The sequence below is a fragment of the Exiguobacterium sp. s131 genome (assembly GCF_018617345.1).
In the GTDB taxonomy this organism is placed as follows: domain Bacteria; phylum Bacillota; class Bacilli; order Exiguobacteriales; family Exiguobacteriaceae; genus Exiguobacterium; species Exiguobacterium profundum.
The window spans coordinates 17415-43844 of record NZ_JACSJX010000007.1 but is presented as its reverse complement, the minus strand read 5'-3'; the positions used below and the strand labels follow the sequence as shown (position 1 = coordinate 43844).

At 48.2% G+C, this 26430-nt stretch carries 28 protein-coding genes and 1 rRNA gene; 28 read left to right on the top strand and 1 reads right to left on the bottom strand.

The genetic code is table 11. The features are described 5' to 3' along the window. The 10 genes from rrf to rsmI form a co-directional block, all read left to right on the top strand. Nucleotides 1-89 (top strand): 5S ribosomal RNA (gene rrf, locus KNO69_RS14970); the annotation flags it as partial. A gap of 73 nt (nucleotides 90-162) precedes the next feature. Continuing rightward, nucleotides 163-1581 carry an aminotransferase class I/II-fold pyridoxal phosphate-dependent enzyme gene (locus KNO69_RS14965; protein ID WP_214818950.1) on the top strand — a complete coding sequence of 473 codons (1419 nt, stop codon included), beginning with the start codon at nucleotides 163-165 and terminating at the stop codon, nucleotides 1579-1581. Nucleotides 1582-1584: 3 nt separating this feature from the next. Further along, nucleotides 1585-2223 (top strand): dTMP kinase, encoded by a 639-nt coding sequence (gene tmk, locus KNO69_RS14960; protein WP_159563180.1) that lies wholly within the window; start codon nucleotides 1585-1587, stop codon nucleotides 2221-2223. Beyond that, nucleotides 2223-2552 carry a cyclic-di-AMP receptor gene (locus KNO69_RS14955; RefSeq protein WP_031421800.1) on the top strand — a complete coding sequence of 110 codons (330 nt, stop codon included), beginning with the start codon at nucleotides 2223-2225 and terminating at the stop codon, nucleotides 2550-2552. The genes tmk and KNO69_RS14955 overlap by 1 nt, the downstream gene beginning before the upstream one ends. 14 nt (nucleotides 2553-2566) lie before the next feature. Beyond that, nucleotides 2567-3559, top strand: a complete 993-nt coding sequence (locus KNO69_RS14950; RefSeq protein ID WP_078145937.1) for a DNA polymerase III subunit delta' — start codon at nucleotides 2567-2569, stop codon at nucleotides 3557-3559. A gap of 6 nt (nucleotides 3560-3565) precedes the next feature. Then, nucleotides 3566-4396, top strand: coding sequence for a PSP1 domain-containing protein (locus tag KNO69_RS14945; RefSeq protein WP_074035285.1), 831 nt, complete (start codon nucleotides 3566-3568; stop codon nucleotides 4394-4396). Between the two features lie 23 nt (nucleotides 4397-4419). Further along, on the top strand, nucleotides 4420-4755 hold the full coding sequence (gene yabA, locus KNO69_RS14940) for a DNA replication initiation control protein YabA (protein WP_012727746.1): 336 nt from the start codon (nucleotides 4420-4422) through the stop codon (nucleotides 4753-4755). 60 nt (nucleotides 4756-4815) lie between these two features. Beyond that, entirely contained in the window at nucleotides 4816-5553 is a 738-nt protein-coding gene (locus tag KNO69_RS14935; RefSeq protein WP_214818949.1) for a tRNA1(Val) (adenine(37)-N6)-methyltransferase, read from the top strand. Next, the gene (locus KNO69_RS14930) at nucleotides 5546-5824 is read left to right on the top strand and encodes a GIY-YIG nuclease family protein (RefSeq protein WP_012727744.1); all 279 of its coding nucleotides are present in this window, start codon (nucleotides 5546-5548) and stop codon (nucleotides 5822-5824) included. Before KNO69_RS14935 ends, KNO69_RS14930 begins: the two co-directional genes overlap by 8 nt. Next, nucleotides 5796-6665 (top strand): 16S rRNA (cytidine(1402)-2'-O)-methyltransferase, encoded by an 870-nt coding sequence (rsmI, locus tag KNO69_RS14925; protein ID WP_214818947.1) that lies wholly within the window; start codon nucleotides 5796-5798, stop codon nucleotides 6663-6665. Before KNO69_RS14930 ends, rsmI begins: the two co-directional genes overlap by 29 nt. A 16-nt stretch (nucleotides 6666-6681) precedes the next feature. Here the strand turns inward: rsmI and KNO69_RS14920 are convergent, their stop codons facing one another. Then, the gene (locus tag KNO69_RS14920; protein WP_012727742.1) at nucleotides 6682-6975 is read right to left on the bottom strand and encodes a transition state genes transcriptional regulator AbrB; all 294 of its coding nucleotides are present in this window, start codon (nucleotides 6973-6975) and stop codon (nucleotides 6682-6684) included. Between the two features lie 331 nt (nucleotides 6976-7306). On the opposite strand from KNO69_RS14920, the gene metG reads away from it, so the two are divergent. The 18 genes from metG (at nucleotide 7307) to KNO69_RS14830 (ending at nucleotide 26374) form a co-directional block, all read left to right on the top strand. Beyond that, on the top strand, nucleotides 7307-9268 hold the full coding sequence (metG, locus tag KNO69_RS14915) for a methionine--tRNA ligase (protein ID WP_012727741.1): 1962 nt from the start codon (nucleotides 7307-7309) through the stop codon (nucleotides 9266-9268). Between the two features lie 51 nt (nucleotides 9269-9319). Beyond that, nucleotides 9320-10087 (top strand): TatD family hydrolase, encoded by a 768-nt coding sequence (locus KNO69_RS14910; RefSeq protein ID WP_214818945.1) that lies wholly within the window; start codon nucleotides 9320-9322, stop codon nucleotides 10085-10087. Then, nucleotides 10084-11376: a 3D domain-containing protein gene (locus KNO69_RS14905; protein ID WP_214818943.1), complete on the top strand. Its 1293-nt coding sequence runs from the start codon at nucleotides 10084-10086 to the stop codon at nucleotides 11374-11376. Before KNO69_RS14910 ends, KNO69_RS14905 begins: the two co-directional genes overlap by 4 nt. Continuing rightward, nucleotides 11369-11929: a ribonuclease M5 gene (rnmV, locus tag KNO69_RS14900; protein ID WP_074035294.1), complete on the top strand. Its 561-nt coding sequence runs from the start codon at nucleotides 11369-11371 to the stop codon at nucleotides 11927-11929. The genes KNO69_RS14905 and rnmV overlap by 8 nt, the downstream gene beginning before the upstream one ends. Further along, nucleotides 11926-12804: a 16S rRNA (adenine(1518)-N(6)/adenine(1519)-N(6))-dimethyltransferase RsmA gene (rsmA, locus tag KNO69_RS14895; protein ID WP_214818941.1), complete on the top strand. Its 879-nt coding sequence runs from the start codon at nucleotides 11926-11928 to the stop codon at nucleotides 12802-12804. The genes rnmV and rsmA overlap by 4 nt, the downstream gene beginning before the upstream one ends. An 82-nt stretch (nucleotides 12805-12886) precedes the next feature. Continuing rightward, nucleotides 12887-13123 (top strand): Veg family protein, encoded by a 237-nt coding sequence (locus KNO69_RS14890; protein ID WP_012727736.1) that lies wholly within the window; start codon nucleotides 12887-12889, stop codon nucleotides 13121-13123. Between the two features lie 100 nt (nucleotides 13124-13223). After that, a complete protein-coding gene (gene ispE / locus KNO69_RS14885; RefSeq protein ID WP_196430277.1) occupies nucleotides 13224-14087 on the top strand; it encodes a 4-(cytidine 5'-diphospho)-2-C-methyl-D-erythritol kinase in 864 nt (287 codons plus the stop codon). A 73-nt stretch (nucleotides 14088-14160) separates the two neighbouring features. Next, complete coding sequence (purR, locus tag KNO69_RS14880) at nucleotides 14161-14985, top strand: pur operon repressor (protein ID WP_012727734.1); 825 nt, start codon at nucleotides 14161-14163, stop codon at nucleotides 14983-14985. 140 nt (nucleotides 14986-15125) lie between these two features. After that, the gene (gene spoVG / locus KNO69_RS14875; protein ID WP_012727733.1) at nucleotides 15126-15425 is read left to right on the top strand and encodes a septation regulator SpoVG; all 300 of its coding nucleotides are present in this window, start codon (nucleotides 15126-15128) and stop codon (nucleotides 15423-15425) included. 184 nt (nucleotides 15426-15609) lie between these two features. Further along, entirely contained in the window at nucleotides 15610-16965 is a 1356-nt protein-coding gene (gene glmU, locus KNO69_RS14870; RefSeq protein WP_012727732.1) for a bifunctional UDP-N-acetylglucosamine diphosphorylase/glucosamine-1-phosphate N-acetyltransferase GlmU, read from the top strand. Nucleotides 16966-17010: 45 nt separating this feature from the next. Next, on the top strand, nucleotides 17011-17967 hold the full coding sequence (locus KNO69_RS14865) for a ribose-phosphate diphosphokinase (protein WP_012727731.1): 957 nt from the start codon (nucleotides 17011-17013) through the stop codon (nucleotides 17965-17967). A gap of 55 nt (nucleotides 17968-18022) precedes the next feature. Next, entirely contained in the window at nucleotides 18023-18580 is a 558-nt protein-coding gene (pth, locus tag KNO69_RS14860; protein ID WP_214818939.1) for an aminoacyl-tRNA hydrolase, read from the top strand. 45 nt (nucleotides 18581-18625) lie between these two features. Next, the gene (gene mfd / locus KNO69_RS14855; protein ID WP_214818938.1) at nucleotides 18626-22153 is read left to right on the top strand and encodes a transcription-repair coupling factor; all 3528 of its coding nucleotides are present in this window, start codon (nucleotides 18626-18628) and stop codon (nucleotides 22151-22153) included. After that, on the top strand, nucleotides 22137-23684 hold the full coding sequence (locus tag KNO69_RS14850) for a polysaccharide biosynthesis protein (protein ID WP_214818937.1): 1548 nt from the start codon (nucleotides 22137-22139) through the stop codon (nucleotides 23682-23684). The genes mfd and KNO69_RS14850 overlap by 17 nt, the downstream gene beginning before the upstream one ends. A gap of 1 nt (nucleotide 23685) precedes the next feature. Then, a complete protein-coding gene (gene yabN, locus KNO69_RS14845; protein WP_214818932.1) occupies nucleotides 23686-25101 on the top strand; it encodes a bifunctional methyltransferase/pyrophosphohydrolase YabN in 1416 nt (471 codons plus the stop codon). Continuing rightward, on the top strand, nucleotides 25098-25370 hold the full coding sequence (locus tag KNO69_RS14840; protein WP_012727726.1) for an RNA-binding S4 domain-containing protein: 273 nt from the start codon (nucleotides 25098-25100) through the stop codon (nucleotides 25368-25370). The genes yabN and KNO69_RS14840 overlap by 4 nt, the downstream gene beginning before the upstream one ends. Before the next feature lie 42 nt (nucleotides 25371-25412). Then, the gene (locus tag KNO69_RS14835; protein ID WP_012727725.1) at nucleotides 25413-25787 is read left to right on the top strand and encodes an FtsB family cell division protein; all 375 of its coding nucleotides are present in this window, start codon (nucleotides 25413-25415) and stop codon (nucleotides 25785-25787) included. A 74-nt stretch (nucleotides 25788-25861) separates the two neighbouring features. Next, entirely contained in the window at nucleotides 25862-26374 is a 513-nt protein-coding gene (locus tag KNO69_RS14830; RefSeq protein ID WP_012727724.1) for a S1 domain-containing RNA-binding protein, read from the top strand. Nucleotides 26375-26430 lie beyond the last annotated feature (56 nt).

Sequence of the window (26430 nt, the reverse complement as noted above, 5' to 3'; positions counted from 1 at the left end):
CCGTTCCCATGCCGAACACGGAAGTTAAGCGTCTCAGCGCCGAAAGTAGTTGGGGGATCTCCCCCTGTGAGGATAGGACGTTGCCAGGCCAACGCAGAAGACGATCAAGCATATGCTTGATCGTCTTTTTTCATATTTTTTATAGTTTAGGAGGAATAACAGATGGCTCCTGCTCGGGAAAATCCGTTTACATTTTTAGAGGTTCTGGAACAGCATGTTCGTGAACACCGCGTCTCTTTCCACGTACCAGGTCATCATAATGGTACAGTGGTTGATGATCGCTTACCTGATGCATTCGCAAAAGTCATGCCTTACGATTTGACTGAGCTAGCACATTTAGACGATTTGCACGATGCCTCGGGAATCATTGAGCAAGCAGAATGTGCATTGGGTAAGTTGTATGAGAGTAAAAGTAAATGGCTTGTCAACGGATCGACTGTGGGAAATTGGAGTATGCTCGCGGCAACAGTGAAACGTGGTGAACGGGTATATGTTCAACGGAACTCACATAAATCGATTTGGAACGCGATCGAGTGGTTAGGATTAAAGCCAGTATTACTAACGCCTACCATTGAACGCGGCACAGGTATCCCGACGGTCGTAACATTAGATACGATTAAACAGGCCATTCAAGAATTTCCTGGGGGGAGAGCCGTCATGTTGACGTCTCCAACCTATTACGGGGATATGGCAGACATTCGAACGATTTCAGACTATTTGACACTATTAGACATTCCATTGCTTGTCGATGAAGCACACGGCGCTCATTTAATTCATCCACAGTTGCCACGTCGCTCTGCAATCTTCGAAGGAGCGAGCGCAGTCGTACAGTCCGCGCATAAAACGTTGCCTGCTTTAACCATGGGGGCTTGGGTTCACTATAAAGATAATATCGATGAAGCGCGTTTGAAGCATGCATTAGCCTCTTTCCAGACCTCGAGTCCGTCTTATCTCATCATGGCTTCATTGGATTATGCTCGTTCTTATCTAGAACGTTTAACGGATGAGGAATGGTCTGCTATCCAAAAAAGCCATGCACAATTTGTTCTTGAATTAAAACGAGCTGGTTTTGTTGTAAAAGTCGGAGATGACTTTACGAAGGTGACGATTCTGACTTATCCAAAGAATGGATTGATCTTTAGTCAGCATCTCGCCTCAATCGGCATAGACATCGAGTTGGCGGCAGTCGATCATGTGTTATTCTGCTTGCCATTAAGGGAAATAGAGAAACAGGAAATCGAGCATTGGATCAAATTAATAAAAAAAGCATCTACCCATGTGCCGATCATTGAAGACGATGAAACGATTTTCCCATTTCCACAAACCGAGCGCGTGTCTGAACTATATACGTCTGTAACAGCTCTTCCAATGCAGCGAGTTCTTTTCGACCAAGCAATTGGATTGATTTCAGCAGAGACGGTGATTCCATACCCACCAGGTATTCCATGGATTCTAAAAGGAGAGCGTATTACAGAAGAAAAAATCCGTGTGCTCCGGGAATGGATTTCTTTAGGGAGGAAGCTTCAAGCTAGTAAGCATGTTATGATAGAGCAAATTGACGTTATTGTAGAGGAGTTTTAAAACGTGAACGGAATGTTTATAACGGTTGAAGGACCTGATGGATCAGGAAAATCCACACAGCTTCAATTATTAGTAGAAAACTTAAAGCAAAAAGGATATGACATTGTCGTGACCCGAGAACCCGGAGGAACAACGGTCGGGAATCAGATTCGCGAAGTGTTATTATCGCCGGATCATCATGAGATGACCCCACGCGTGGAGATGATGCTCTATGCCGCGTCACGGGCACAGAACGTGGAACAAGTGATTCGTCCAGCGTTAGAGCGGGGCGCGATTGTCCTCTGCGACCGGTTCATCGATGCATCCATTGCTTATCAAGGATATGGATTGCAGTATGACCTTGATCAGATTCGCTCATTAAATGAATGGGCAACGAATGGTCTCACACCCGATCTAACCTTTTTATTTGATTTAAACCCGGAACGGGCAAGTGCACGTATGAAAGATCGGGGACAGCTTGATCGAATTGAGAGTCGTGATCAAGCATTCCATGAGCGTGTCTATGCAGGATTCCAAACGTTACTAAAACAGTATCCAGAACGAATCGTTCGGATTGATGCTGATCAATCGATTGAATGCATTCAAGATGAGGTACTTGATTATACAATTGAACGACTACAACAAGGAGGCGTACAAATATGATGAAAATGGTAATTGCAATCGTACATGATAAGGATAGCGCACGTTTGTCCGACGCACTCGTCGAGCAAGATTTTCGCGCAACAAAGTTAGCCACGACTGGTGGATTTTTAAAAGAAGGTAATACAACGTTTATGATGGGGATTCCACAAGAGCGTCTTGATGATTTGATGGACGTGATTCAATCGAACTGCTCGAGCCGCGACCAAATGATCACGCCGATTTCACCGATGGGAGGACATGCGGATTCGTATATTCCTTACCCAGTCGAAGTACAAGTCGGAGGGGCGACGGTATTCGTCTTGCCGATCGAAGGATTCCATCAGTTTTAATGGGAGTTGGGCATATGCGTTTTCAAGAATTGAGCGAGTCGCAAACTGTCGTTTCTCGCATCATTCAAAATTCAATCGTTTCGAATAAAGTGGGGCATGCGTATATCTTCTCAGGAGATTATGAGCCTTATTTGATTGATACAGCCACATTGTTCGCCAAAGCCTTATTTTGTGAATCACCAGATGGTGCAGAGCCTTGTGGAGTGTGTCGAAACTGTCGGCGTATGGATTCTAAAAACATTGTCGACTACATCGAAGTGGAGCCGGACGGTGCGAGTATAAAAAAAGAACAGATTCAGCAATTGCTCAGTGATTTATCACTACGAGGTGCTGAAGGTGATCGCCAAGTGTACGTCATTCATCAAGCGCACAAGATGACGACTCAAGCGGCAAACAGTCTACTGAAATTCTTTGAAGAACCGGGAGTAGGAAAGCTTGCTATTTTAGTGACGACACAACCACAGTTGCTTCTTCCGACGATTCGTTCGCGCGCGCAACAACTTGCTTTTCGTCCAATCGACCGAGCCCAATTGGCGCAAACGATGTCAGAAGAACTGTCCTGTACGTATGATTTGGCATACCTTGCCTTGACCGTTTATCCGAAATGGGATGACGCGAAAGAAGCGCTTGAGCAGGAGTGGTTTGTACAGGCGTATGGGCTAGTGGTACAATTAATTGAAGTATTGACGAAACGACCTCAAGAGTTGCTCTTGTTCGCACAAGAAAAATGGTTAGGGCATTTCAAAGGACGGAATGAGTTGCGAGTAGGTCTTGAATTATTCGAACATTGGCTAGAGGAGGCACTTCATTTAAAAGTGCGAGATATGTATGCTCCGAAGCTATTTAAGAATGAGGCCGCCTTGTACAACGCATTTATCCAAAATCGATCTGTCACGAAGCTTACACATGCGATTGAAAGTGTACATGCGGCCATTTGGCGACTTGAGGCAAACGTCAATCCTCAATTAACGTTCGAACGACTTTCGTTCGATTTGCAGAAAGGATAGAAGCGCGTGCTTGAAGTAGTTGGAGTCCGTTTTAAAGAAGCGGGAAAAATCTATTACTTTTCACCAGGCGATGCAACGCTTAAACGTGGGGACCATGTCATCGTTGAAACGGTACGTGGCATTGAGTATGGGGAAATCGTCCAAGTCAACAAGCAGCTCGGCGAAGACGAAGTCGTCCTGCCGTTGAAGACAATCCTTCGTGTCGCGGACCAAAAGGATGCGGATATCGTACGCGATAATCGACTGGCAGCCGTTGATGCTCACGCCGTCTGTGAAGAAAAAATTCGAGAACATCAATTAGAAATGAAGCTAGTTGATGTTGAGTATACATTTGATCGCAATAAAGTGATCTTTTATTTTACTGCCGAGGGTCGCGTCGACTTTCGAGAATTGGTAAAAGACTTAGCTAGTGTGTTTCGGACACGAATCGAGCTCCGACAAATCGGTGTTCGTGATGAAGCGAAACTCCTTAGCGGGATTGGGCCATGTGGTCGGGTTCTTTGCTGCTCGTCATTTCTTGGGGAATTCGAACCGGTCTCGATTAAAATGGCCAAAGACCAGAATCTCTCGTTGAATCCGAATAAGATCTCTGGAGTATGTGGTCGTCTGATGTGCTGTTTGAAATATGAGAATGACACATATGAAGAACTGAAACGTGATTTACCAGACGTCGGCAAGCGAATCAAAATTCCAGAAGGTGATGGTCGGGTAATCGGTCTTAACATTTTGGACCAACTCATTCAAGTTGAGCTCCACGATCGGACGCGTGTCGTCACGTATACGATTGATGAACTCGTTGAAGTGGGTGCGATTAAACGAAAACCGTCAAAACAGTGATGGGGTGCTGAGCAGTGGAAAGAATGGACAAAAAAGAAGTAATGATGCGGGTGGATGCGATCGAGCAACAGATGCAGCTCCTCACCGAACATTTAGGCGTGTTAAAAGAGCAGCTCGCTTATTTGCTTGAAGAGAACCAGCATATGTATCTAGAGAATCATCACTTACGCGAAAAAGTCGAACAATTGGCAGAAGTTGATACGACAAATGGTGATTCACAAATCGCATTGTCTGGGAAAGGGCAGAACAATTTGGCTGCGCTGTATCAAGAAGGATTCCACATTTGTAACCTCCATTACGGACAGGTACGAAAAGATGGGGACTGTCTCTTCTGTTTGTCGATGCTCAATAAACATTAATACGGGGCGATAGATAGGGGTTCCCTATCCGTCGCCTTTCTTTTATAGAAGGAGGAAACGATGGTAACGGTTAAGGATGGAGAACGCCTTGATGATTTGCTCGGACGTCCAGGTAAAATCATTCAAAGTGATGATGTGTTCTCATTTTCATTAGATGCGGTACTGCTTGCAGAGTTTGTATGGGTGCCTATCCAAAAAGGACAACTGGTCGATTTGTGTACTGGCACCGGAGCAATCCCGCTCTTTTTGTCATATCGTACAAAAGGAACGATAACAGGTGTGGAGATTCAATCGAAACTGGTCGACATGGCGAATCGAAGCATGGCGGTCAATCGTCTTGAAGAGCGAATTCGAGTGGTGGAGGGCGATGTGAAAACGGCAGCGGCGCAGCTCGGGCATGCACGATATGACGTAGTCACATGTAACCCGCCCTACTTTTTAGCGAACGAGACGTCACTCCGAAATCAAAATGAGCATCATACGATTGCGCGCCACGAAGTGCTGTGCACGCTGGAAGATTGCATCAGGACGGCCAGTCAACTCGTCAAACCGGGAGGGAAAGTGGCGTTCGTGCATCGGCCAGAACGTTTACTTGATATCCTGACGTTGATGCGTGCGTATCGAATTGAACCAAAACGAATGCAACTCGTTTACCCGAAAGCGGGACGCGAGGCGAATACCTTATTAATCGAGGGATCGAAAGATGGAAAAGCAGGTCTTAAAATTTTACCGCCATTTGTTGTCTATGAAGAAGACGATACGTATACAGAAGCGATGCGAGCTATTCTCGATGCCTAAACATTATACGTACATCTTGGAATGCGGTGATGGAACGTACTACACGGGCTATACGACAGACGTGGAAAAGCGACTCCTTGCACATAATGCCGGGAAAGGTGCGAAATATACGAAAGCTCGTCTCCCTGTACGACTTCGGTACGTACAATCGTTTGAGACGAAGCGGGAGGCCATGCGATACGAATGGTCCATCAAACAATTGACCCGAGCACAAAAAGAGAAGTTGATGGAGGGGACGACCAATGAATTCACAGAAGAGCTATCAAACTGAACAACCGACGTTGTATGTCGTGCCGACCCCAATTGGGAACTTGGAGGATATGACGTATCGCGCGGTACGGACCCTTCAGGAAGTAGACTTAATCGCAGCGGAAGACACACGACAAACGATGAAGCTTTGCCGACACTTTGACATTGCGACAAAATTGATTAGCTATCATGAACACAATAAAGAAGTGAGTGGTCCAAGACTGATTGACGATCTGTTGTCCGGGAAATCGATTGCCGTTGTCTCAGATGCAGGTATGCCTGGAATTTCAGACCCGGGAAGCGATCTCGTGCGATTAGCCATTGAGGCAAACATCCCGGTTGTCGTCTTACCCGGTGCGAATGCAGCACTCACGGCACTCGTCGCATCGGGTCTTGCAACTGAACGTTTTCTCTATTACGGTTTCTTGCCGCGTAAGAAGAAGGATCGGGTTGAGGTTCTCGAATCGATTCAATACGAACCTGGCACCGTCATTTTTTATGAGGCTCCTCATCGTTTGAAAGAGATGTTGACAGCGATTCGACAAGTGTTCGGGAATCGACAAATCGTATTAGGTCGTGAACTGACAAAAACGTTTGAAGAGTTTTTGAGAGGAACTGTGGATGAGGCGTTGACATGGTGTGAGGGTGAAGTTCGTGGTGAGTTTGTCGTTTTGGTGAGTGGAGCGACAGAGGCGGCACCTACGACAATATGGTGGGAAACACTATCTGCATACGAGCACGTGGTTCACTATATCGAAGAAGGGCTGAAACCAAACGCGGCAATCAAACAGACTGCGAAAGACCGCGGCGAGTCTCGGAATGATGTATACGATACGTATCATCAATTGCATAAAAAAGAGTAAGCAAGGAAATCCTTGCTTACTCTTCGCTGTAGTAATTTTCGAGCATGTTCTTCAACTCAACGAGAACACGTTGTGCACCTTCTGGTGACAAGATGAGTTTGCCGTCTGCCAATTTGAAGTTATCATCTGATACTTCGCCTGTAACTTGGCAAGTCATGTTTGGCTTATATTTTTTCAAAACGATTTGATCGTTGTCGACGTAAATCTCGAGAGCATCTTTCTCTGCGATACCGAGTGTACGACGCAATTCGATTGGAATAACGACACGACCAAGCTCATCAACCTTACGTACAATACCTGTAGATTTCATTTTGTGTTTCCTCCTCCAATGATGTCGAAATCTCGTGGTGACATGAATCGTCAAAATTCGACAATGTGACTACAGCAAAAAGCATACTAAACTTTCCAATTGTAGTCAACTGCTTACTATCTGGAAAAGTAAATTTTCGAAATTTGTCGAATCAAGAACGATATATACCTAAATTTCCCCGTAAGTTTGAACTTGAAACAAAGAAAGGGTATTTTTGGAACATTTATGACGAAGAAAACGCAAAAAAATTCCAAAAAATTAGGTTTGGAAATTCTTTTGTCGAACCGTGTATAATGGAAATTGCATATGTCGAAAGGATGGAGAATAAATCATGGCGAAGCCGACTTTTTATATTACAACCCCAATTTATTATCCGAGTGCAAAACTGCACATCGGTCACGCATATACCACGGTAGCAGGTGATGCGATTGCGCGCTACAAACGCTTAAAAGGTTTTGATGTCCGTTATTTGACAGGAACGGATGAGCACGGTCAAAAGATTCAAGAAAAAGCGAAAGAAGCAGGCGTGACACCACAAGCTTTCGTGGATGAAGTCGTGGAAGAGATCAAGGTCTTATGGGACCGTCTTGAAATCTCGTACGATGACTACATCCGTACGACAGAGGACCGTCATAAGAAAGTGGTCGAGCATGTTTTCGAGACATTACTTAAAAATGGGGACATCTACCTCGGTGAGTACGAAGGATGGTATTCCGTACCGGATGAGACATACTACACTGAATCGCAGCTCGTCGATGGAAAAAGTCCTGACAGTGGACATCCGGTCGAACTCGTTCGTGAGGAGTGCTACTTCTTCCGCCTCAGTAAATACGCGGACCGCTTGATTGAATATTTTGAGTCACATCCTGATTTTATTTTGCCAGAATCTCGTAAAACTGAGATGATCAATAACTTCTTAAAGCCAGGTCTTCAAGATTTGGCTGTATCACGTACGACATTTGACTGGGGCGTACAAGTTCCATCGAACCCGAAGCACGTCGTTTACGTATGGGTCGATGCGCTCACAAACTATATCTCATCACTCGGATACGGCACAGACAACGATGAACTCTTCAACCGTTACTGGCCAGCAGACGTTCATTTGGTAGGGAAAGAAATCGTACGTTTCCATACGATCATTTGGCCAGCCCTCTTAATGGCGCTTGATCTTCCATTACCGAAGCAAGTATTTGCGCACGGATGGTTGCTCATGAAGGATGGGAAGATGTCGAAATCGAAAGGGAACGTCGTGGACCCGATCCCATTGATTGATCGTTACGGCCTCGATTCGGTCCGCTATTACCTTCTCCGTGAAGTTCCATTCGGAGCGGATGGCACGTTCACGCCGGAAGCGTTCGTTGACCGCTTGAACTTTGATTTAGCGAACGACCTCGGAAACTTATTGAATCGCACCATTGCGATGATTAAAAAGTACTTCGACGGAAATATTCCGGCATATAACGGAAATGTCACGGCATTTGATGCAGAATTGTTGAACGTGGTGAAAGAGACGACACGCAAAACAGAAGAAGCCATGGAGCACATGGAGTTTTCGGTCGCACTCACAAACATTTGGCAACTCGTCAGCCGTGCGAATAAATATATCGATGAGACACAACCATGGGTTCTCGTGAAAGAGGAGTCGAAGCGCGAGGAGCTGGCTTCTGTCATGACACATCTTGCGGGCGTACTTCGTCATGTTGCCATCATGATTCAACCATTCATGACGCGCGCTCCAAAAGAGATGTTCCGTCAGCTCGGACTCGAGGGAGAGGACATGTCATGGGAGGCGTTGGATACATTCGCAGACTTTAGTGACGCAGTTGTGACGGACGGGACACCGATTTTCCCACGTCGTGATGTGAAAGAAGAAGTCGATGCAATCCAAGAAATGATGCGTCAGGCGTCTAAAGCACGGATTGAAGAGACGGAGACGGCATCAGTAGAAGAAGCTGACGAAGACATTCGTCCTGAAATCACGATTGATGTCTTCGACCAAGTCGAATTCCGTGTCGGTCAAATCGTCGAAGCCGATAAGATTAAAAAAGCGAAGAAACTGTTGAAACTTCAAGTCGACCTTGGGAAAGAGACGCGTCAAATCGTGTCTGGTATCGCTGAATGGTATGCCCCTGAAGATTTGGTTGGCAAGAAAGTCATCGTTGTCGCAAACTTGAAACCAGTCAAGCTCCGTGGAGAACTCTCGCAAGGGATGATTCTAGCGGCAGATCGTGACGGGAAACTAGAGCTCGCGACGGTCTCAGACCAGATGCCGAACGGTGCCATCGTCAAATAATGGAATGGGGGAGACCGCGGTCTCCCTCTCTTTTTCTAAGGAGGAAACAAGATGTTAATTGATACACATACGCACATCAATGCGGAACAGTTCAGTGAAGACGTAGAGGAGACGATTGAGCGAGCGAGAGAAGCGGGCGTTTCTCCGCTACTCGTCGTTGGATTTGATACACCGACCATCGATCGAGCCATTGAACTGGCAGAAACGCATGAAGATATTTATGCCATTGTCGGATGGCATCCTGTCGATGCGATTGACTGTACGGATGCGGATTTAGCACGAATCGAAACACTCATGAGTCATCCGAAAGTCATGGCACTCGGTGAAATCGGTCTCGATTATCATTGGGACAAATCACCGAAAGACGTGCAACAGCGCCTCTTCCGTCAACAGATCGCCATTGCCAAGCGAACGAATATGCCAATTGTCATTCATAACCGAGAAGCAACGGCAGATGTCCTTGATATTTTAGAAGAAGAGCATGCTGAAGAAGTCGGCGGTGTGTTCCATAGTTACAGCATGTCCGTCGAACTTTTGCCTCGGTGCCTAGACTTGAACTTCTATATTTCGTTAGGAGGACCGGTCACGTTCAAAAATGCGAAAGTTCCGAAGGCGGTGGCGCAAGAAGTGCCACTGGATCGTCTGCTTGTCGAGACGGACTGCCCGTACTTGACCCCAACACCGTTCCGTGGAAAACGAAATGAACCAGCGTACGTCAAATATGTAGCCGAAGAAATCGCCACTCTTCGCAATATGCCTTACGATGAACTCGCTGCTGCTACGACAGTCAACGCGAAGAAGTTGTTCCGACTCCCATGATCAAGCGTGTATTAGCGAGTATCGGTATTATTGCGACGGCTTCTGTGGCGTACGTGATGTTACAACCTGAATCGATTCGAATCGTCGATGACGGTGTGGTGATCGAGCATGAGACACGAGCCGACTCGGTTCTCGAGGTGCTCGAAGAGTTAAATATCACACTAGATGAATCAGATTATGTCACACCGGCGCTCAGTGAAGATGTACCAGACGACCGTCTAATCCGGATTGAGCGTTCACACGAGGTCTCACTTCAGATTGGCTACGGTCAAACGGAGACGGTGCAGACACGCGAGCGGACTGTAGAGGATGTCTTACTGCGATACGGAGTCACGGTACGAGACGGAGATACGGTGTATCCATCAGTCCGTACACCGGTGACGAATGGGATGACGATTCGATATCAACCGGTCGTGGCCGTGAATCTCATTGTCGGTCAAGAGGCGTTGACGATTTATACAATGGCTACGGATGTGGAGCAACTCTTAATGCAAGAGAACATCGATGTGACGGAAAGTGATACGGTCATGCCGGCCCCTTCCACGCCGATACGAGAAGGATTGACGATTACGGTCAATACGAATCGTGATGTCGTTCAATATGAGAGTGAGTTGATCCCGTTTGAAGTGGTCGAGGAAGAGGATGATACGCTCGAAGAAGGTGTGATGCAAATGGTGCAGGTCGGGGTTCCTGGACTTGAACGGACAAGGTATGCACTTACTGTGGAAAATGGTACAATTACAAATCGTACGAAAACAGATGTCGAGACATTGCGTAAAACGATACCGCAGATTATCAAAGTGGGAACGAAGAAAGTCGCAGAACCGATAACCGAGCCTGAGTCAACGACCGCGGATGAATCGAGCCCATTCATTCCGGAAGCTGAAGTCGAGATTGCCGAACCGCCGAAAACAGATGACGTACTCGATTTTTCATCTGCGAAACAATTGCTTGTGGAAGCGACCGCTTATACGAACAATCCGGAAGACACGGTAACATACGACGGACGCGTGCTGACAAGAAGCGGATATGATGTAACCGACACGATTTTGTATGAAGGCATGCGCATCATCGCCGTCGACCCTGCCATCATTCCACTCGGGACCCGTGTATATGTCGAGGGGATCGGTATGGCGATTGCCTTGGATACAGGAAGTGCAATCAAAGGGCAAAAAATCGATATCATGATGGATGAAAAGGAAGAGGCCGTGACGTTTGGTCGTAAACCACTCACCATCTGGGTGATTCCAAAGCAGGAAGAAGAGAAAGAAGGATCAGACAATGCGTGAGAAAATACAAGAAATTATCGTCGTAGAAGGGCGTGACGACACGGCGCGACTTCAAGAAGTGTTCGACGTCGATACGATTGAAACGAACGGGTCTGCCGTATCCGATCAGACGATTGAACGAATCCGTCGTGCTCAGGAGAAGCGCGGGGTTATCATTTTGACGGACCCAGATTATCCAGGAGATCGTATTCGGGCGATTGTCGAGGAACGCGTCAAAGGATGTAAGCACGCACACTTGCCTCGTGCCGAGGCGAAGGACAAACGTGGGAAAATCGGTGTGGAACATGCGAGTCCAGAGTCACTTCGCCGTGTCTTAGGGGCAGTGTTTGAACCGCGTGTCGAAACGGACCAACCGATTGTCACACGGAAAATGGTATTGGAGGCGGATTTAATCGGTGGGGCAGCGGCCGCGACGCGTCGGAAGCGACTCGGGGTGTTGCTTCGAATCGGTGAGCCGAATGCCAAACAATTTGTAAAACGGGTCGAGGCGCTCGGCGTCACGATCGAAGAGTGGGAGCAGGCACTTGCTCAATTAGAGGAGGAACAGGGTTGAAAGACATTGCAACAATCCAACGGACGAAAGCGATTTTAGAGCGACATGGGTTTTCATTCAAAAAATCGCTCGGTCAAAACTTTTTAATCGATTTGAACATCTTGAGTAAGATTGTCGGAGCAGCAGAACTGAGTGAAGCGAGCGGTGTCCTTGAAATCGGTCCCGGAATCGGCTCATTGACCGAACAATCGGCCAAGCGTGCCAAAAAAGTCGTTGCGCTTGAAATCGACCAACGTCTTTTGCCGATTTTAGATGATACGATGTCGCCTTATCCGCATGTGAAAGTCATCCATGGAGATGCATTGGAACTGAACTTACGGGAGATCGTAGAGCAAGAATTTTTAAACGAAGGTATTGAAGATATTTCGGTTGTCGCCAACTTACCTTACTACGTCACGACACCAATCATCATGCGTTTGTTTGAGAGCGGCGTTAAGTTCCGCTCGCTCGTCATGATGATTCAAAAAGAAGTGGCAGAACGGATTGGAGCAAAACCAGGCACGAAAGCATACGGTTCGCTATCGATTGCGATTCAGTATTATGCGGAAGCAGAAGTCAGTTTCATCGTGCCGAAAAACGTGTTCATCCCAGCGCCGAACGTCGATTCGGCCGTCATTACACTACGGATGCGCAAAGAACCGGCCGTACAAGTGAAAGACGAAGCATTTTTCTTTGATGTGGCCCGAGCAAGCTTCGCTCAGCGCCGTAAAACCATCCTGAACAATTTGACAAACTATATCGGGAAAGAACATAAAGTCGAACTCGAACGTTCGCTTCACGAGGCTGGAATCGATCCGAAACGTCGTGGAGAGACGTTAAGCCTAGAAGAATTCGCACGTTTGTCTGACACAATTTTACCACTTAAAAATAGTTGACGACCTGAAAACGAGTCGTTATAATATTAATCTTTATTTTCATATTCAATTATGCTATACTTGTAACAGTGAGGTGAAGCGTATGCCAAAGACGTTACAAGAAATCAGACAAAAACTCGAATCGCATGTTGGTGAACGATTGACGTTGAAAGCAAACGGCGGTCGTAAGAAAGTTGTTACTCGGTTTGGAACGCTCGTTGAGACATATCCCGCGGTGTTCGTTGTGAAATTGGATGAAGACCTGCATAATGTGGAACGTGTCTCGTATAGCTACGCTGATGTCCTAACGGATACAGTTAAAATTGAATTCGGCAATTGATTTATAAATGAGGGGCGGATGCATTGGCAGCTGCTCCTTTTTTTGTGCGCCCGTTTACGGTACAATGGCGAACAGGAGACAAATGGGAAGGGTGAACGTGATGCGCACGATCAGTGTGAAAGCGCCGGCAAAAATTAATTTGACACTTGATGTCCTCGGAAAGCGTCCGGACGGCTATCATGAAGTAGAAATGGTAATGACGACAGTCGACTTAGCAGATCGCTTGGAGTTGACAGTTTTAGAGTCGGATGAGATTCGGATTCAATCAGAACACGCCTATGTGCCGAATGATCATCGGAATTTGGCGTATCGAGCAGCAGAATTGTTGCGCGAGCGTTTTAACATTCAGCAAGGGGTCGAGATTGTGCTCGATAAACAGATTCCCGTGGCAGCTGGCCTTGCAGGTGGCTCGAGTGATGCGGCGGCAACGCTCCGTGGGATGAACGAACTGTTTTCATTGAACTTGTCGTTAGAGGAGCTAGCAGAGCTCGGTGCCGAGATTGGATCGGACGTCTCATTTTGTGTCATCGGCGGAACAGCTATCGCCCGTGGTCGTGGTGAACAGTTAGAAATGATTCCGGCCCCGCCACCGTGCTATGTCGTTCTCGGTAAACCGAAAATCGGGGTATCGACGGCAGATGTGTATCGGGCAGTGCGTATGGAAGAGGTGCATCACCCTGATACCGAGGCCATGGTGGAGGCGATTCGTCAAAAAGATTTCCATGGAATCTGTGAACACCTTGGTAACTCACTTGAGAGTGTGACACTTAAGCTTCACCCGGAAGTGAAACAAATCAAAGAAACGATGCGTCATTGCGGAGCGGAAGGTGTTCTCATGAGTGGAAGCGGACCGACCGTGTTTGCGCTGATCGAACATGAGCAAAAAGCGCATCGAATCTATAATGGATTGAAAGGATTTTGCCCAGAAGTGTTCGTCGTTCGGATTCTCGGCAAAAGACATTGAACAAAAACGAATGAAAGTGATATATTTTCAATAGAACATTCGTTTATTATTGAAGATGTGAAGGAGAATCCGTATGAAAATTCGTAGAAGTGGTCGTCTCGTCGATATGACCCGTTATTTACTTGATCATCCGCATCAGCTTGTCTCGTTGTCGATGTTTTCAAGTCGCTATAAAGCTGCAAAGTCGTCGATTAGCGAAGACCTTGTTATTGTCAGTGAAATGTTGTCCCATGATGGGATTGGAAAACTGGTGACTGTCCCTGGTGCAGCCGGTGGTGTCATGTTTATCCCAGGATGGAGTAAAGAAAAATCGCTGGAGATGATTGATACGCTCTGTGAGCAACTATCAAAACCGGAGCGTCTCTTACCAGGAGGCTATCTCTACCTCACAGATGTACTAGGTAATCCAAGCCAAGTGAAACCGATGGGGCAGGTTTTTGCGTCCGTCTTCGCCGACCGGAAAGTCGATGTCGTCATGACGATTGCGACGAAAGGGATTCCACTTGCTTATGCGGTCGCTGAGCAGTTAGGTGTTCCGTTTGTCATCGTTCGTTCGGATAGCCGTGTAACAGAAGGTTCGACCGTCAGTATCAATTATGTATCGGGTTCATCGAAAGCGATCCGTACGATGGCGCTCGCACGTCGCAGTCTGCCACGTGGTGCGAATGTGCTCCTAATTGACGACTTTATGAAGGCCGGCGGGACGATTCGTGGGATGATGAGCCTCTTGAATGAATTTGAAGCCAATCTTGCGGGTGTCGGTGTCTTGATGGAGGCCGAAGGGGCCGAGAAAAAGATGGTGAGTGAATACGTCAGCTTGATGAAATTGACGAATGTCGATCCTGATGAAGGGCTTGTCACCATTTCGCGGGGGAATGTGGAACAATTCTTAAAGTGATTGGCAAAATTTTGATTTCGTTTTATGATTAGAGGGTATAGAGTTATCAATATGGAGTCATGACGTTCGTTTGAAACCCACTGAACCTTACAGAAGACCACACCATGGCGTAGACAACGATGAAAAAGGGGATGCGAAACATGCAGATCACAGACGTAAAAATTCGCAAAGTCGCGACAGAAGGCAGAATGAAAGCGTTGGCCTCAATCACACTTGACCATGAATTCGTTGTACACGATCTTCGAATCATCGAAGGAAGTAGCGGTCTATTTGTCGCCATGCCGAGCAAACGGACACCAGAAGGGATTTTTCGGGATATTGCGCATCCGATTAACGGGGAGATGCGACAAAAGGTCGAAGCGGCTGTATTGGAAACCTATTCCAATATGGATGTGGAAATCCTTGACCCACAACATGTGTCATACGGTACACATGAATGACAGAAAACAGCGGTTAGGTTGCCTACCGCTGTTTTTTTGCGTTTCAATGGTTAAGGAACGGTACAACTATTGAAACGAAGGCATGGTTTCGATATAGTAGAAACGGTGTAAATAGGATTTAGTTGCAGAAAAGCCGAACTATACAGACCAATCACAGCTGTTGTGAGATAGGAGCGAATCAAGCATGGAGCGTTTTGCAGTCATTTTGGCAGCAGGAAAAGGGACGCGAATGAAGTCGAAGTTATATAAAGTACTTCATCCAGTTCTAGGGAAACCAATGGTCGAGCATGTTGTCGATCAGTTAGACCAAATCGGTGTCAGTCGTCAAATCGTAATCGTTGGCCATGGGGCGGAAGCGGTACAAGACACGCTCGGCACACGGGTAGAGTATGCGGTCCAGGAAGAACAGCTTGGAACAGGGCACGCTGTTCAGATGGCTGAAGCAGAGCTTGCGGGTAAATCAGGGGCGACGCTTGTCGTCTGTGGAGATACACCGTTACTCACGGCAGAGACGTTAGAAGCCCTTCTCGCGCATCACGAAGCGCAACAAGCAAAAGTCACGGTGTTGACTGCGATTGCTGACGATGCGACCGGATATGGTCGAGTCGTTCGTGGTGAAGATGGGAATGTGACGAAAGTCGTGGAACATAAAGATGCTTCAGAGGCAGAACTCGCCATCAATGAAATCAACACAGGGACGTACGTATTCGATAACGAATTGTTGTTCGATGCACTCAAACAAGTCGGGAACAACAATGCACAGGGCGAATATTACTTACCTGACGTCATTTCAATCGCAAAAGAAGCGGGCGAAGTGGTTGCGGCGCATACAGCACCGACGTTTGATGAGACGATCGGGGTCAATGACCGCGTCGCCTTGTCGCAAGCAGAAGCCATCATGCGCAAGCGGACAAATGAGCGTCTCATGCGTGAAGGGGTTACCTTCATGGACCCGGCATCGACGTACATTTCACCAGACGTGGTCATCGGATCGGATACGGTCATTTATCCGGGAACGGTCATTCTTGGCAAGACGACGATTGGCTCAGAATGTGTCATCGGACCAAACTCGGACATCCGCAACAGTGTGATTGAAGACCATGCCGTCGTACGCCAGTCTGTCGTGACTGATAGCCGAATCGGTGAGGCGGCTCAAGTCGGACCGTTCGCTCACTTACGTCAACAAGCTGTCCTCGGTGCGAACACGCGCGTCGGCAACTTTGTAGAGATTAAAAAATCGACGTTCGGTGACGGTGCGAAAGCGTCACACTTGAGCTATATCGGGGATGCGTCAATCGGTGAGCGCGTCAACTTAGGCTGTGGCTCGATCACAGTGAACTATGACGGTAAGAACAAGTTCGAGACAGTCGTGGAAGACGATGCATTCGTTGGCTGTAACGTCAACTTGATTGCCCCTGTAAAAGTCGGGAAAGGCGCGATTGTCGCTGCTGGATCGACGATTACGAGTGATGTACCAGAAGAGGCGCTAGCGATTGCACGCGAACGCCAAACGAATAAAGAAGGCTACACAAAACGATAACTTGCTGCCAATCATTATGGAAAACAACGGAGGAGAATCCTAAACATGTCTACTGTATACGAACGAGAAATTCGTCTATTTAGCTTAAACTCGAACCGCCCGCTTGCTGAAGAAATCGCGAAAGAAATTGGTGTCCCGCTCAGCGATTGCCAAGTCAAACGTTTCAGCGACGGTGAACTCTATATCAACATCGAGGAAAGTGTTCGTGGAGATGATGTGTATGTCATCCAATCAACAAGCTCGCCTGTAAACGAAACGCTCATGGAATTACTTGTCATGATCGATGCACTCAAACGTGCTTCTGTCCGTACGATCAACATCGTGATGCCGTATTATGGGTACGCACGTCAAGACCGTAAAGCACGCTCGCGTGAACCGATCACGGCGAAACTTGTCGCTGACCTTCTTACAGTAGCGGGTGCGACACGCGTCATCACGATGGATTTGCATGCAGCGCAAATTCAAGGATTCTTCAATATTCCGGTTGACCAATTACTTGGTGTACCGCTCATCTCGACTTACTTTGAAACAGAAGAGTTTCAAGCGAAAGATATCGTGGTCGTTTCTCCCGACCACGGTGGCGTGACACGTGCACGTAAATTGGCAGAACGTTTGAAAGCGCCGATTGCCATCATTGACAAGCGTCGTCCGAAAGCGAACGTCGCTGAAGTTATGAATATCGTCGGCAGTGTCGAAGGGAAAACGGCGATTTTGATTGACGACATCATTGATACAGCTGGAACGATCACACTTGCGGCTGATGCTATCGTCGAAGCGGGTGCGAAAGAAGTGTATGCGTCTTGTACACACCCAGTTCTTTCTGGACCAGCGATGGAGCGGATCGACAATTCATCAATCAAAGAGTTGGTCGTCTTAAATACCATCGATTTGACGGGTCGCCCTTGCTCGAGCAAGATCAAGCAAATGTCGGTCGCCCATTTGCTTGGGGAAGCGATTATGCGCGTACACGAGCATAAGTCGGTCAGTACCCTATTCGATTAAAAAACGAGGCCCGGAGGCATTCGCCTTTGGGCTTTTTTGTTCAGGAGGAAATGATATGAAATGCATTGTCGGTCTTGGGAATCCCGGGAAAAAGTTTGAGATGACGCGACACAATGTCGGGTTTTTAGCGATTGACCGTCTCGCCGAAAAGCATGGCATCTCGCTGAATGAAGCGAAGTTTAATGCCCTTATGGGAACGGGAAGAATCAATGGTGAACGCGTAGTACTCGTCAAACCACTTACGTATATGAACTTGTCGGGTGAAGCCGTCCGTCCCATTTTAGATTATTATAAGATTGAGATTGATGATTTATTAGTCATTTATGACGATTTGGATATGGTGCCCGGCAAGCTTCGTTTCCGTCCGAAAGGGAGCGCGGGTGGTCATAATGGGATCAAATCTCTCATTGAACACTTAGGAACGGCTGAATTCAAACGATTAAAGCTCGGAATCGGTCGTCCCCCGCACCCGATTAAAGTCGTCGACTGGGTGTTGATGAACTATCGCAAAGACGAGTTGCCGGAATTAAATGAAACACTCGACAACGCCGTAACCGCAGCCACTGATTTTGTGGACACAGATTGGCTGGCGCTGATGAATCGATACAACTAAAGGGTCATTGCACCCTTTTTTGTCGTATGAGTTGGAGGAAAACAAATGAATGCTTTAGAGAGATTTATGGTGGCGCTCCCTGAAACGAATGTGATTCGAGAGCGACTCCAAAAAGTAGACCGTCAATTGGTGACGGGGTTGACGACAAGCGCGAAAGCCCTCGTCTTGGCGGGACTCGTGAAATCGTCATCGAGACGTCTCGTCGTCGTGACGCATAACATGTATCAAGCCCAAAAGATGTTCGATCAACTTGAATCACTCATCGGTCCGGACAAAACGCTCTTATATCCAATCGATGAGACGCTAGCAGGTGAACTGTCACTGACGTCTAGTCCGGAACTGCTAGCTGCCCGAATCGATGCCCGTACTCGTCTCCTCGACCAAACAGGAGGCGTTGTTGTCGTGCCGCTTGGTGGATTACGACGCTATGTACCGAGTCCGGAAGCGTGGCAAGATAGTCGCGTTATGTTGAAGCCGGGAAGTGACCTCGATTTAGCGGATTTCGCGAAACAATTGACGGGCATGGGCTACGAACGAACGGCAACGGTGACCACACCTGGTGAATTTTCCGTACGAGGGAGTATTCTAGACGTTTATCCTCTTACGGAAGCGCGCCCATATCGAATCGATTTGTTCGACACCGAGATTGACTCCATTTTCACGTTTGACGCGGAAACGCAACGCTCGCTTGGTGTAGTGGGGGAAGTGTGCATTACGCCTGCGACCGAGTTCATCGCAACGGAGAATCAGCTGAAGCAGGCGGGCGGTGCGCTTCGGAAACAGTACGACCGAACCGTCGATTTGATTGGAAATGAAGTCATCCGTCAAGCCCTTGAAGAGGGAGTCGTGACAGACATCGAGCGGCTTGAGCGTGGAGACCTCCCGGAGAAAGTTGGGAAGTATTCGCCATTGCTCTATACGTCCACGCTCCTTGACTACGTTGGGAAAGACGCCGTCCTTATTTTAGATGAGGTGGCACGAATCGATGACGCTGCCGACGTACAGGACCGCGAAGAGGCGGAATGGTTCTCTTCACTCATCGAAAAAGGAGAAGCCGTCAGTAATTACACGCTCGCCGTCCCGATGCATAAAGTCTTCCGCGACTTGAAGCAAGTCGCGTTCTCCTTGCTTCCGTCTCGTCGTTCAGGTATTCCGGAGAGCGATACGGTCCATTTGAGCTGTCGTCCGCTACCGGCGTTCCATGGTCAGATGCATCTATTGAAACAGGAAGTCGAGCGATGGCAGCAAGGTGATCAACGCATCGTCGTACTTGCGGGAGATAAGTCGCGTGCAGATAAAATCGAAGCGCTTCTTTCCGACTATGGAATCGCCTCGACTTTCACCAATGTCGATGGAGAGTTAGAACCGAGACGTGTCTCGATCATCATCGGTCAAATCGAAGGTGGATTCGAACTGGCGACGAGCCGTCTCGTTGTCGTATCGGAAGAAGAGTTATTCAAGCGTGTGACGAAACGAAAACGTCAGACGAAGAATTTGACGAATGCCGAACGAATCAAGAGTTACCAAGAGCTGAAGCCGAATGATTATGTCGTCCATGTACACCATGGAATCGGGAAGTACCTTGGCATTAAAACAATCGAGGTCGGTGGGATCCATCAGGATTACCTGCACCTCGTCTATGCAGGGGACGACGCCCTCTACGTGCCGGTCGACCAAATCGATCTCGTCCAAAAATATGTTGGGGCCGAAGGCAAAGAGCCGAAGATTTATAAACTCGGCGGCACCGAGTGGAAGAAAGTAAAATCGAAAGTTGCCAAATCGGTTGAAGATATTGCTGATGAGCTCATTAAATTGTACGCGGCACGAGAGGCCTCGGTCGGTTTCGCGTTCCCGCCGGACGATGAAGAGATGGGTCAGTTCGAATCTTCTTTCCCGTACGCCGAGACAGAAGATCAGGTGCGTTCAATCGCAGAAATCAAGGCGGATATGGAACGCTCCCGTCCGATGGATCGCCTTTTGTGTGGAGATGTCGGATACGGGAAGACGGAAGTGGCGATTCGGGCTGCGTTCAAAGCCGTACTCGCCGGCAAACAAGTGGCATTCCTTGTCCCGACGACCGTCCTCGCTCAACAGCATTATGAAACGATGCTTGAGCGGTTCAGTGAATTCCCGATTAACGTATCAGTCATGAGTCGTTTTCGTTCGAAGAGCGAGATGACCGCGACGAAGAAAGGGTTGAAAGAAGGTACCATCGACATCGTCGTCGGGACACACCGCGTGTTGTCAAAAGACGTGACGTTCGCCAACCTAGGTCTCGTGATCATCGATGAAGAACAACGCTTCGGCGTCAAACATAAAGAGCGTCTGAAGCAGCTGAAGACGAACATCGATGTCCTGACGCTGACGGCGACTCCGATTCCACGGACATTGCATATGTCGATGATCGGAATCCGTGATTTGTCCGTATTAGAGACACCGCCAGAGAATCGTTATCCTGTCCAAACATACGTCATGGAATACGACGGCATCGTCTTGCGTGAAGCGCTAGAACGTGAACTCGCTCGCGGAGGACAGGCGTTCTTCCTCTATAACCGCGTCGAAGGGATCGAACGAAAAGCGGAAGAGATTCGGGCCTTATTGCCGGATGCACGAATTGCAACGGCACATGGACGCATGACGGAAAGTGAGCTCGAGAGTCAGTTGATCAGCTTCCTAGAGGGCGAGGCGGATATTTTAGTCTCGACGACAATCATCGAGACAGGAATCGATATTCCAAACGTCAACACCCTCATCGTCCACGATGCGGACAAGATGGGGCTGTCCCAGCTCTACCAACTTCGAGGTCGTGTCGGACGTTCGAATCGAATCGCCTATGCGTACTTCACGTATCGGAAAGACAAGCGCTTGACGGAAGTGGCAGAAAGTCGTCTTCAAGCCATCAAAGAGTTCACGGAGCTCGGCAGTGGGTTTAAGATTGCGATGCGCGACTTGTCGATTCGTGGAGCCGGAAACTTACTCGGTGCACAACAGTCTGGATTCATCGATTCGGTCGGTTTTGACCTGTACTCACAAATGCTTTCTGAAGCCATTGAGGAACGGAAAGACCGTATGCGTGGACAAGCGAAACAAGTCGTCTTCAAACCGGAGATCACGTTCCAGGCCGATGCGTATATTCCTGATGACTACTTGTCAGATAGCGAATTGAAGATTGAGATGTACAAACGCTTCAAATATGTAGATACGCCGAGCGCGTTGTTCGCCCTTCAAGATGAACTGATTGAACGGTTTGGTGAATTCCCGGAACCGGTCGCGCTGCTCATTCAATTGACACGTCTACGTATTTATGGAGAACTGGCAAAAGTGAGTCGAATCAAGCAGACGCCAGGACGCATCGAGATTGTCTTATCGAAAGAATCGACGACGGCTTTGGATGTCCCGTCCTTCATGGAATGGTCGATGCCTCTTGGTCGCAAGCTTGGGGTAGGGCAAGAAGACGGCGCATTGAAACTATCGCTCAGCGGTCGGATGCCACTAACAGAGCTCTTGAATGATGCCGATACTGTATTAGAAGAACTGATGAAGCGGTTGGTGGGCGATGCGGTCGCCAAGTAAGTTTGCGCAAGGCGTCGTTCTGTTCGCCCTTGCCGGCTACGTATCGAAACTGATCAGCTTCGCCTATCGTGTCCCCTATCAAAACTTGGCGGGGGACTTCGGGCTTTATGCCTATCAAACCGTCTATCCGTTCGCGGCCATCGTAGCGTCACTCGGCATTTATGCGATGCCGGTCGTCATTGCGAAAATCGGCGTCGGTGCGAAAGGGACGAATCGTAAGTTAGAAGTCTTATGGGGAAGCTTTTACGCCTTACTTCTACTCTCGTCCATGCTTGTCGTCACGGTATGGCTGTTTGCCCCGACCCTGGCAAGGTGGCTCGGAGATGAGCAGCTAGCTCCTGCACTTCGCGTGATCAGTTTGAGTTATTTACTCATGCCGGCGTCAGCCGTGTTGCGCGGGGCTTTTCAATCGAGAGATGACTTACGACCGAGCGCATGGTCGCAAGTGCTCGAGAACTTTGTCCGCGTGACGGTCATGCTGTCCCTATTATGGATTGGGGTCCGTCTCGGAAAAGATGCATATACGCTCAGTCAATATGCGTATGGTGCGACGCTCGTCGGTGGGCTTGTGGCGATTGCCTTTTTAGTTTATCGCGCACGAGGAGTGCGAATTGTGAGGGTGCGCCGCGTCACGTTTCGGAGTGGAATGAAACTCTTGTTGACAACGGGTTTCGCGGTCGGATTCGCGTCACTCGGGATTTTATGGATGCAACTGGTCGACTCCTTCACCATCGTCAATTTGATGGGTGGGACGTATGAGGCCAAGGTGAGCAAAGGAGTGTTCGATCGAGGATATCCGCTCGTGCAATTCGCCATTTTGTTCACCACGACCATCGGGATGGCCAATGTGCCGACGCTCGTCCGTCATTATCGGGCAGGTCATCTGCAAAAGACGACGCAGGGACTCCGGTCGATGATTCGTGTGACGACGGCGATTGCTGGTGCAGCGACTATCGGATTGATGGGTGTCATGTTTTTCTTAAACGTGGCCCTGTTTGAAGATGAATCTGGGACACGAGCCCTTGTCTTCTTAGCGACGAGCACGTTCGCTGCCTCCTTGGCGATTGCGAGCATGACATGTTTGCAGGCGATTGACCGAGAGTGGGTCGCGGCACGCAGCATGGTTGTCGCAATGTTAGTGAAAAGTGCGGTAAACGCATGGCTCGTACCGAGTTACGGAATTGAAGGCGCGGCAATCGGAACATCCATTGGATTTTTAGCGATGGCGTTCTATAATTTCCGGGCGCTTGACCGCTCGATTCCGCTCGGATCATTTCGATCGAAACACTATAAGTCGCTATGGAAAGCCCTCGTACCCATGCTGATCCTCATTGCCGTGTTAAACTGGCTAGGTCAGATGTGGGTCGACTCGCGAATCACTGCGTTCGGTTGGTTAATCGGAATGGTGTGTAGCGGTGCCTTCCTCTATGTATGGAGATTATGGAGTACGCGAATGCTGTCACTTGCGGAATGGGAACTGATTCCGTTCGGAAGTCGTCTGCTCGACGTGCTCAAGAAAAAGGAGAACTAATATGGGTTATACAATCACGGTGGTCGGACTCGGGTCTGGTGAGTTGAATCAATTGCCGCTCGGTGTGTACCGCCATTTAAAGCAGCAACCGCTCGTCTGGTTGCGCACAAAAGAACACCCTGTCGTTCAAGAGTTAGAAGCGGAAGGACTCGTGTTCGAATCATTTGATTCGGTCTATGAATCGAGTGATACGTTTGAAGAAGTATACGACCAGATTGTCGAGACGTTATTGAGTAAAAGTGAAGAAATGGCGATCACATACGCCGTACCGGGCCATCCGTTCGTAGCGGAACGGACCGTCGAACTATTGGTGGAACGGGGAGCTGATCTTCATGTGCTCGGTGGACAGAGCTTCCTCGATGCCATGTTCCAGGCGCTCCGAATTGATCCAATCAATGGATTTCAACTGCTTGATGCGACTGCGCTCGACCTTGAACGTTTGCAGGTGACCCAACATGTGCTTATCGGGCAAGTGTACGATGGATTCGTGGCGGGTGACGTCAAAGTGCAATTGATGGAACGGTATCCGGACGACCATCCCGTCACCCTTGTGACGGCTGCCGGTACGACGCAAGAACGGATTGAGCACATTCCGTTATTCGAAATGGACCGGATGGCGGAAGTGAATAACTTGACGACCCTCTACGTTCCACCGCTCGTGGATGAATCGTATTTGGCGAAGGATTTTGCGACACTCAAACAAATCATCGCAACGCTTCGAGGACCAGACGGGTGCCCGTGGGATCGTAAACAGACGCATGCGTCACTTCGCAAGTACCTATTAGAAGAGGCGTATGAGTTGATTGAAGCAATCAATGCAGAAGACGATGATGCCATCATCGAAGAACTCGGGGACGTCTTGCTTCAAGTTATGTTGCATGCTCAAATCGGAGAAGATGAGGGTTATTTCGATATTCGTGACGTAATCGGTTCTATCAGTGAGAAGATGGTACGCCGCCATCCGCACGTCTTTGGCGATGTCACCGTCGAAGATGCCTCTGACGTGTTGAAAAACTGGAATGCGATTAAACAGACGGAAAAAGGGGAAAAGAAACAATCGCAACTCGATGGTGTTCTCGTCGACCAACCTTCATTGATGCGAGCGGAGCAACTTCAAAAGAAAGCGGCTCACGTCGGATTTGAGTGGGATGACGTATCCGGTGCCTTCGAAAAACTGGAAGAAGAGTTAAAAGAATGGCATGAAGACCTAAGTGATGAATCGGAACTTGGGGACGTATTGTTCTCCATCGTGAACATCGCGCGATACGTTGGGCTGAATGCCGAGCAAGCATTAGAACAGACGAACCGAAAGTTCAAACGTCGATTCGAGTATGTGGAAGCGAACGGTGACCTTCACCAGATGACACTCGAACAGATGGATGCGCTTTGGAACGAGGCAAAGGAGAAAGGTTTATGAGACTAGATAAGTTTTTAAAAGTGTCACGTCTAATCAAGCGTCGCACGTTGGCAAAAGAAGTGGCGGACCAAGGACGAATTCAACTGAATGGGCAAGTCGCGAAGGCGAGCACAGAAGTCAAAGTCGGAGATGAGTTACAAATTCGCTTCGGAAATAAACTCGTCACGGTCGTCATCGATTCAATCGCAGAACATGCACGTAAAGAAGATGCGAAAGAAATGTATCGTTTACTTAAAGAAGAGAAGATGGACGGTAGTATCAACTCATAAAAAAAAGTATACTTAATGTATTAAGAGGAGGGGGATGAGGCGATGAACGGACGTAATCCGATGGATCGACAACGACGCATTCGAGCGCTAGATGAGCGTAGAGAACAGTTAGAAAAAGATACACATCGCCGACGAGTTCATCTTCGACGTCGTTTGGCAGCAGCCTCTCTCCTGTTTTTATTTGTCATGGTGTTGATTGGACAGAGTTACTTCTCGAAAGTAGGGTACGTATCGGACCAGCAACAAGCCTACGCACAAGCAAAAGTGGAGTTGCGTGAACAGCAGGCCGAACAGGATGAGTTGAAAGAGCAAGTGGAACGGTTACAGGATGAAGATTATATCGCGAACTTAGCACGAAACGAACTGCTTTTCTCTAAAGATGGAGAGATTATTTTCTACTTCTCGCCAGAGGAATAAGTCGGTTCGTTGACCGTTAGGGGAACGACTCGTATAATTAGAAAGAATCAATCAAAAAAGGAGTACATTATTTTATGTCAATTGAAGTAGGAAGCAAGGTACAAGGTAAGGTTACAGGGATTACGCATTTCGGAGCGTTCGTCGAGCTCCCAAATGGCAAGACAGGATTAGTACACATCAGTGAAGTGGCAGACTCTTACGTCAAAGACATTAACGAAGTGTTGACAGTCGGTCAAGAAGTCACGGTAAAAGTGTTGAACGTCGAAAATGATGGGAAAATCGGGTTGTCCATCAAGAAAGCAGTCGACCGTCCTGTAAGCGAACGTCCTGAGCGTCCTGAGCGTCCAGCTGGTGAGCGTTTCTCTCGTGGCCCACGTCCAGGTGGCCCAGGTCAAGGTGGTCCACGCGGTGGCGGCGGTCCACGCGGTGGCGGCCCACGTGGTGGCGGTCGTCGTGAACAACGTCGTGAACCAGAAACATTCGATACATTGATGAGTAAGTTCTTGAAAGATAGCGACGAGCGTCTTTCGACGTTGAAACGTCAAACAGACTCAAAACGCGGTGGACGCGGAGCCAAGCGCGGGTAATCCTTCGTATACCAATTAGCTTCTACTCGTAACCATAGAGGTCTTGTAATGAGACG

Coding starts and splice junctions, on each gene's coding strand:
- KNO69_RS14965 (WP_214818950.1), top strand. CDS start 163: ATGGCTCCTGCTCGGGAAAATCCGTTTACATTTTTAGAGGTTCTGGAA.
- KNO69_RS14955 (WP_031421800.1), top strand. CDS start 2,223: ATGAAAATGGTAATTGCAATCGTACATGATAAGGATAGCGCACGTTTG.
- KNO69_RS14950 (WP_078145937.1), top strand. CDS start 2,567: ATGCGTTTTCAAGAATTGAGCGAGTCGCAAACTGTCGTTTCTCGCATC.
- yabA (WP_012727746.1), top strand. CDS start 4,420: ATGGACAAAAAAGAAGTAATGATGCGGGTGGATGCGATCGAGCAACAG.
- KNO69_RS14935 (WP_214818949.1), top strand. CDS start 4,816: ATGGTAACGGTTAAGGATGGAGAACGCCTTGATGATTTGCTCGGACGT.
- KNO69_RS14930 (WP_012727744.1), top strand. CDS start 5,546: ATGCCTAAACATTATACGTACATCTTGGAATGCGGTGATGGAACGTAC.
- rsmI (WP_214818947.1), top strand. CDS start 5,796: ATGAATTCACAGAAGAGCTATCAAACTGAACAACCGACGTTGTATGTC.
- KNO69_RS14920 (WP_012727742.1), bottom strand. CDS start 6,975: ATGAAATCTACAGGTATTGTACGTAAGGTTGATGAGCTTGGTCGTGTC.
- metG (WP_012727741.1), top strand. CDS start 7,307: ATGGCGAAGCCGACTTTTTATATTACAACCCCAATTTATTATCCGAGT.
- KNO69_RS14910 (WP_214818945.1), top strand. CDS start 9,320: ATGTTAATTGATACACATACGCACATCAATGCGGAACAGTTCAGTGAA.
- KNO69_RS14905 (WP_214818943.1), top strand. CDS start 10,084: ATGATCAAGCGTGTATTAGCGAGTATCGGTATTATTGCGACGGCTTCT.
- rnmV (WP_074035294.1), top strand. CDS start 11,369: ATGCGTGAGAAAATACAAGAAATTATCGTCGTAGAAGGGCGTGACGAC.
- KNO69_RS14890 (WP_012727736.1), top strand. CDS start 12,887: ATGCCAAAGACGTTACAAGAAATCAGACAAAAACTCGAATCGCATGTT.
- ispE (WP_196430277.1), top strand. CDS start 13,224: ATGCGCACGATCAGTGTGAAAGCGCCGGCAAAAATTAATTTGACACTT.
- purR (WP_012727734.1), top strand. CDS start 14,161: ATGAAAATTCGTAGAAGTGGTCGTCTCGTCGATATGACCCGTTATTTA.
- spoVG (WP_012727733.1), top strand. CDS start 15,126: ATGCAGATCACAGACGTAAAAATTCGCAAAGTCGCGACAGAAGGCAGA.
- glmU (WP_012727732.1), top strand. CDS start 15,610: ATGGAGCGTTTTGCAGTCATTTTGGCAGCAGGAAAAGGGACGCGAATG.
- KNO69_RS14865 (WP_012727731.1), top strand. CDS start 17,011: ATGTCTACTGTATACGAACGAGAAATTCGTCTATTTAGCTTAAACTCG.
- pth (WP_214818939.1), top strand. CDS start 18,023: ATGAAATGCATTGTCGGTCTTGGGAATCCCGGGAAAAAGTTTGAGATG.
- mfd (WP_214818938.1), top strand. CDS start 18,626: ATGAATGCTTTAGAGAGATTTATGGTGGCGCTCCCTGAAACGAATGTG.
- KNO69_RS14850 (WP_214818937.1), top strand. CDS start 22,137: ATGCGGTCGCCAAGTAAGTTTGCGCAAGGCGTCGTTCTGTTCGCCCTT.
- yabN (WP_214818932.1), top strand. CDS start 23,686: ATGGGTTATACAATCACGGTGGTCGGACTCGGGTCTGGTGAGTTGAAT.
- KNO69_RS14840 (WP_012727726.1), top strand. CDS start 25,098: ATGAGACTAGATAAGTTTTTAAAAGTGTCACGTCTAATCAAGCGTCGC.
- KNO69_RS14835 (WP_012727725.1), top strand. CDS start 25,413: ATGAACGGACGTAATCCGATGGATCGACAACGACGCATTCGAGCGCTA.
- KNO69_RS14830 (WP_012727724.1), top strand. CDS start 25,862: ATGTCAATTGAAGTAGGAAGCAAGGTACAAGGTAAGGTTACAGGGATT.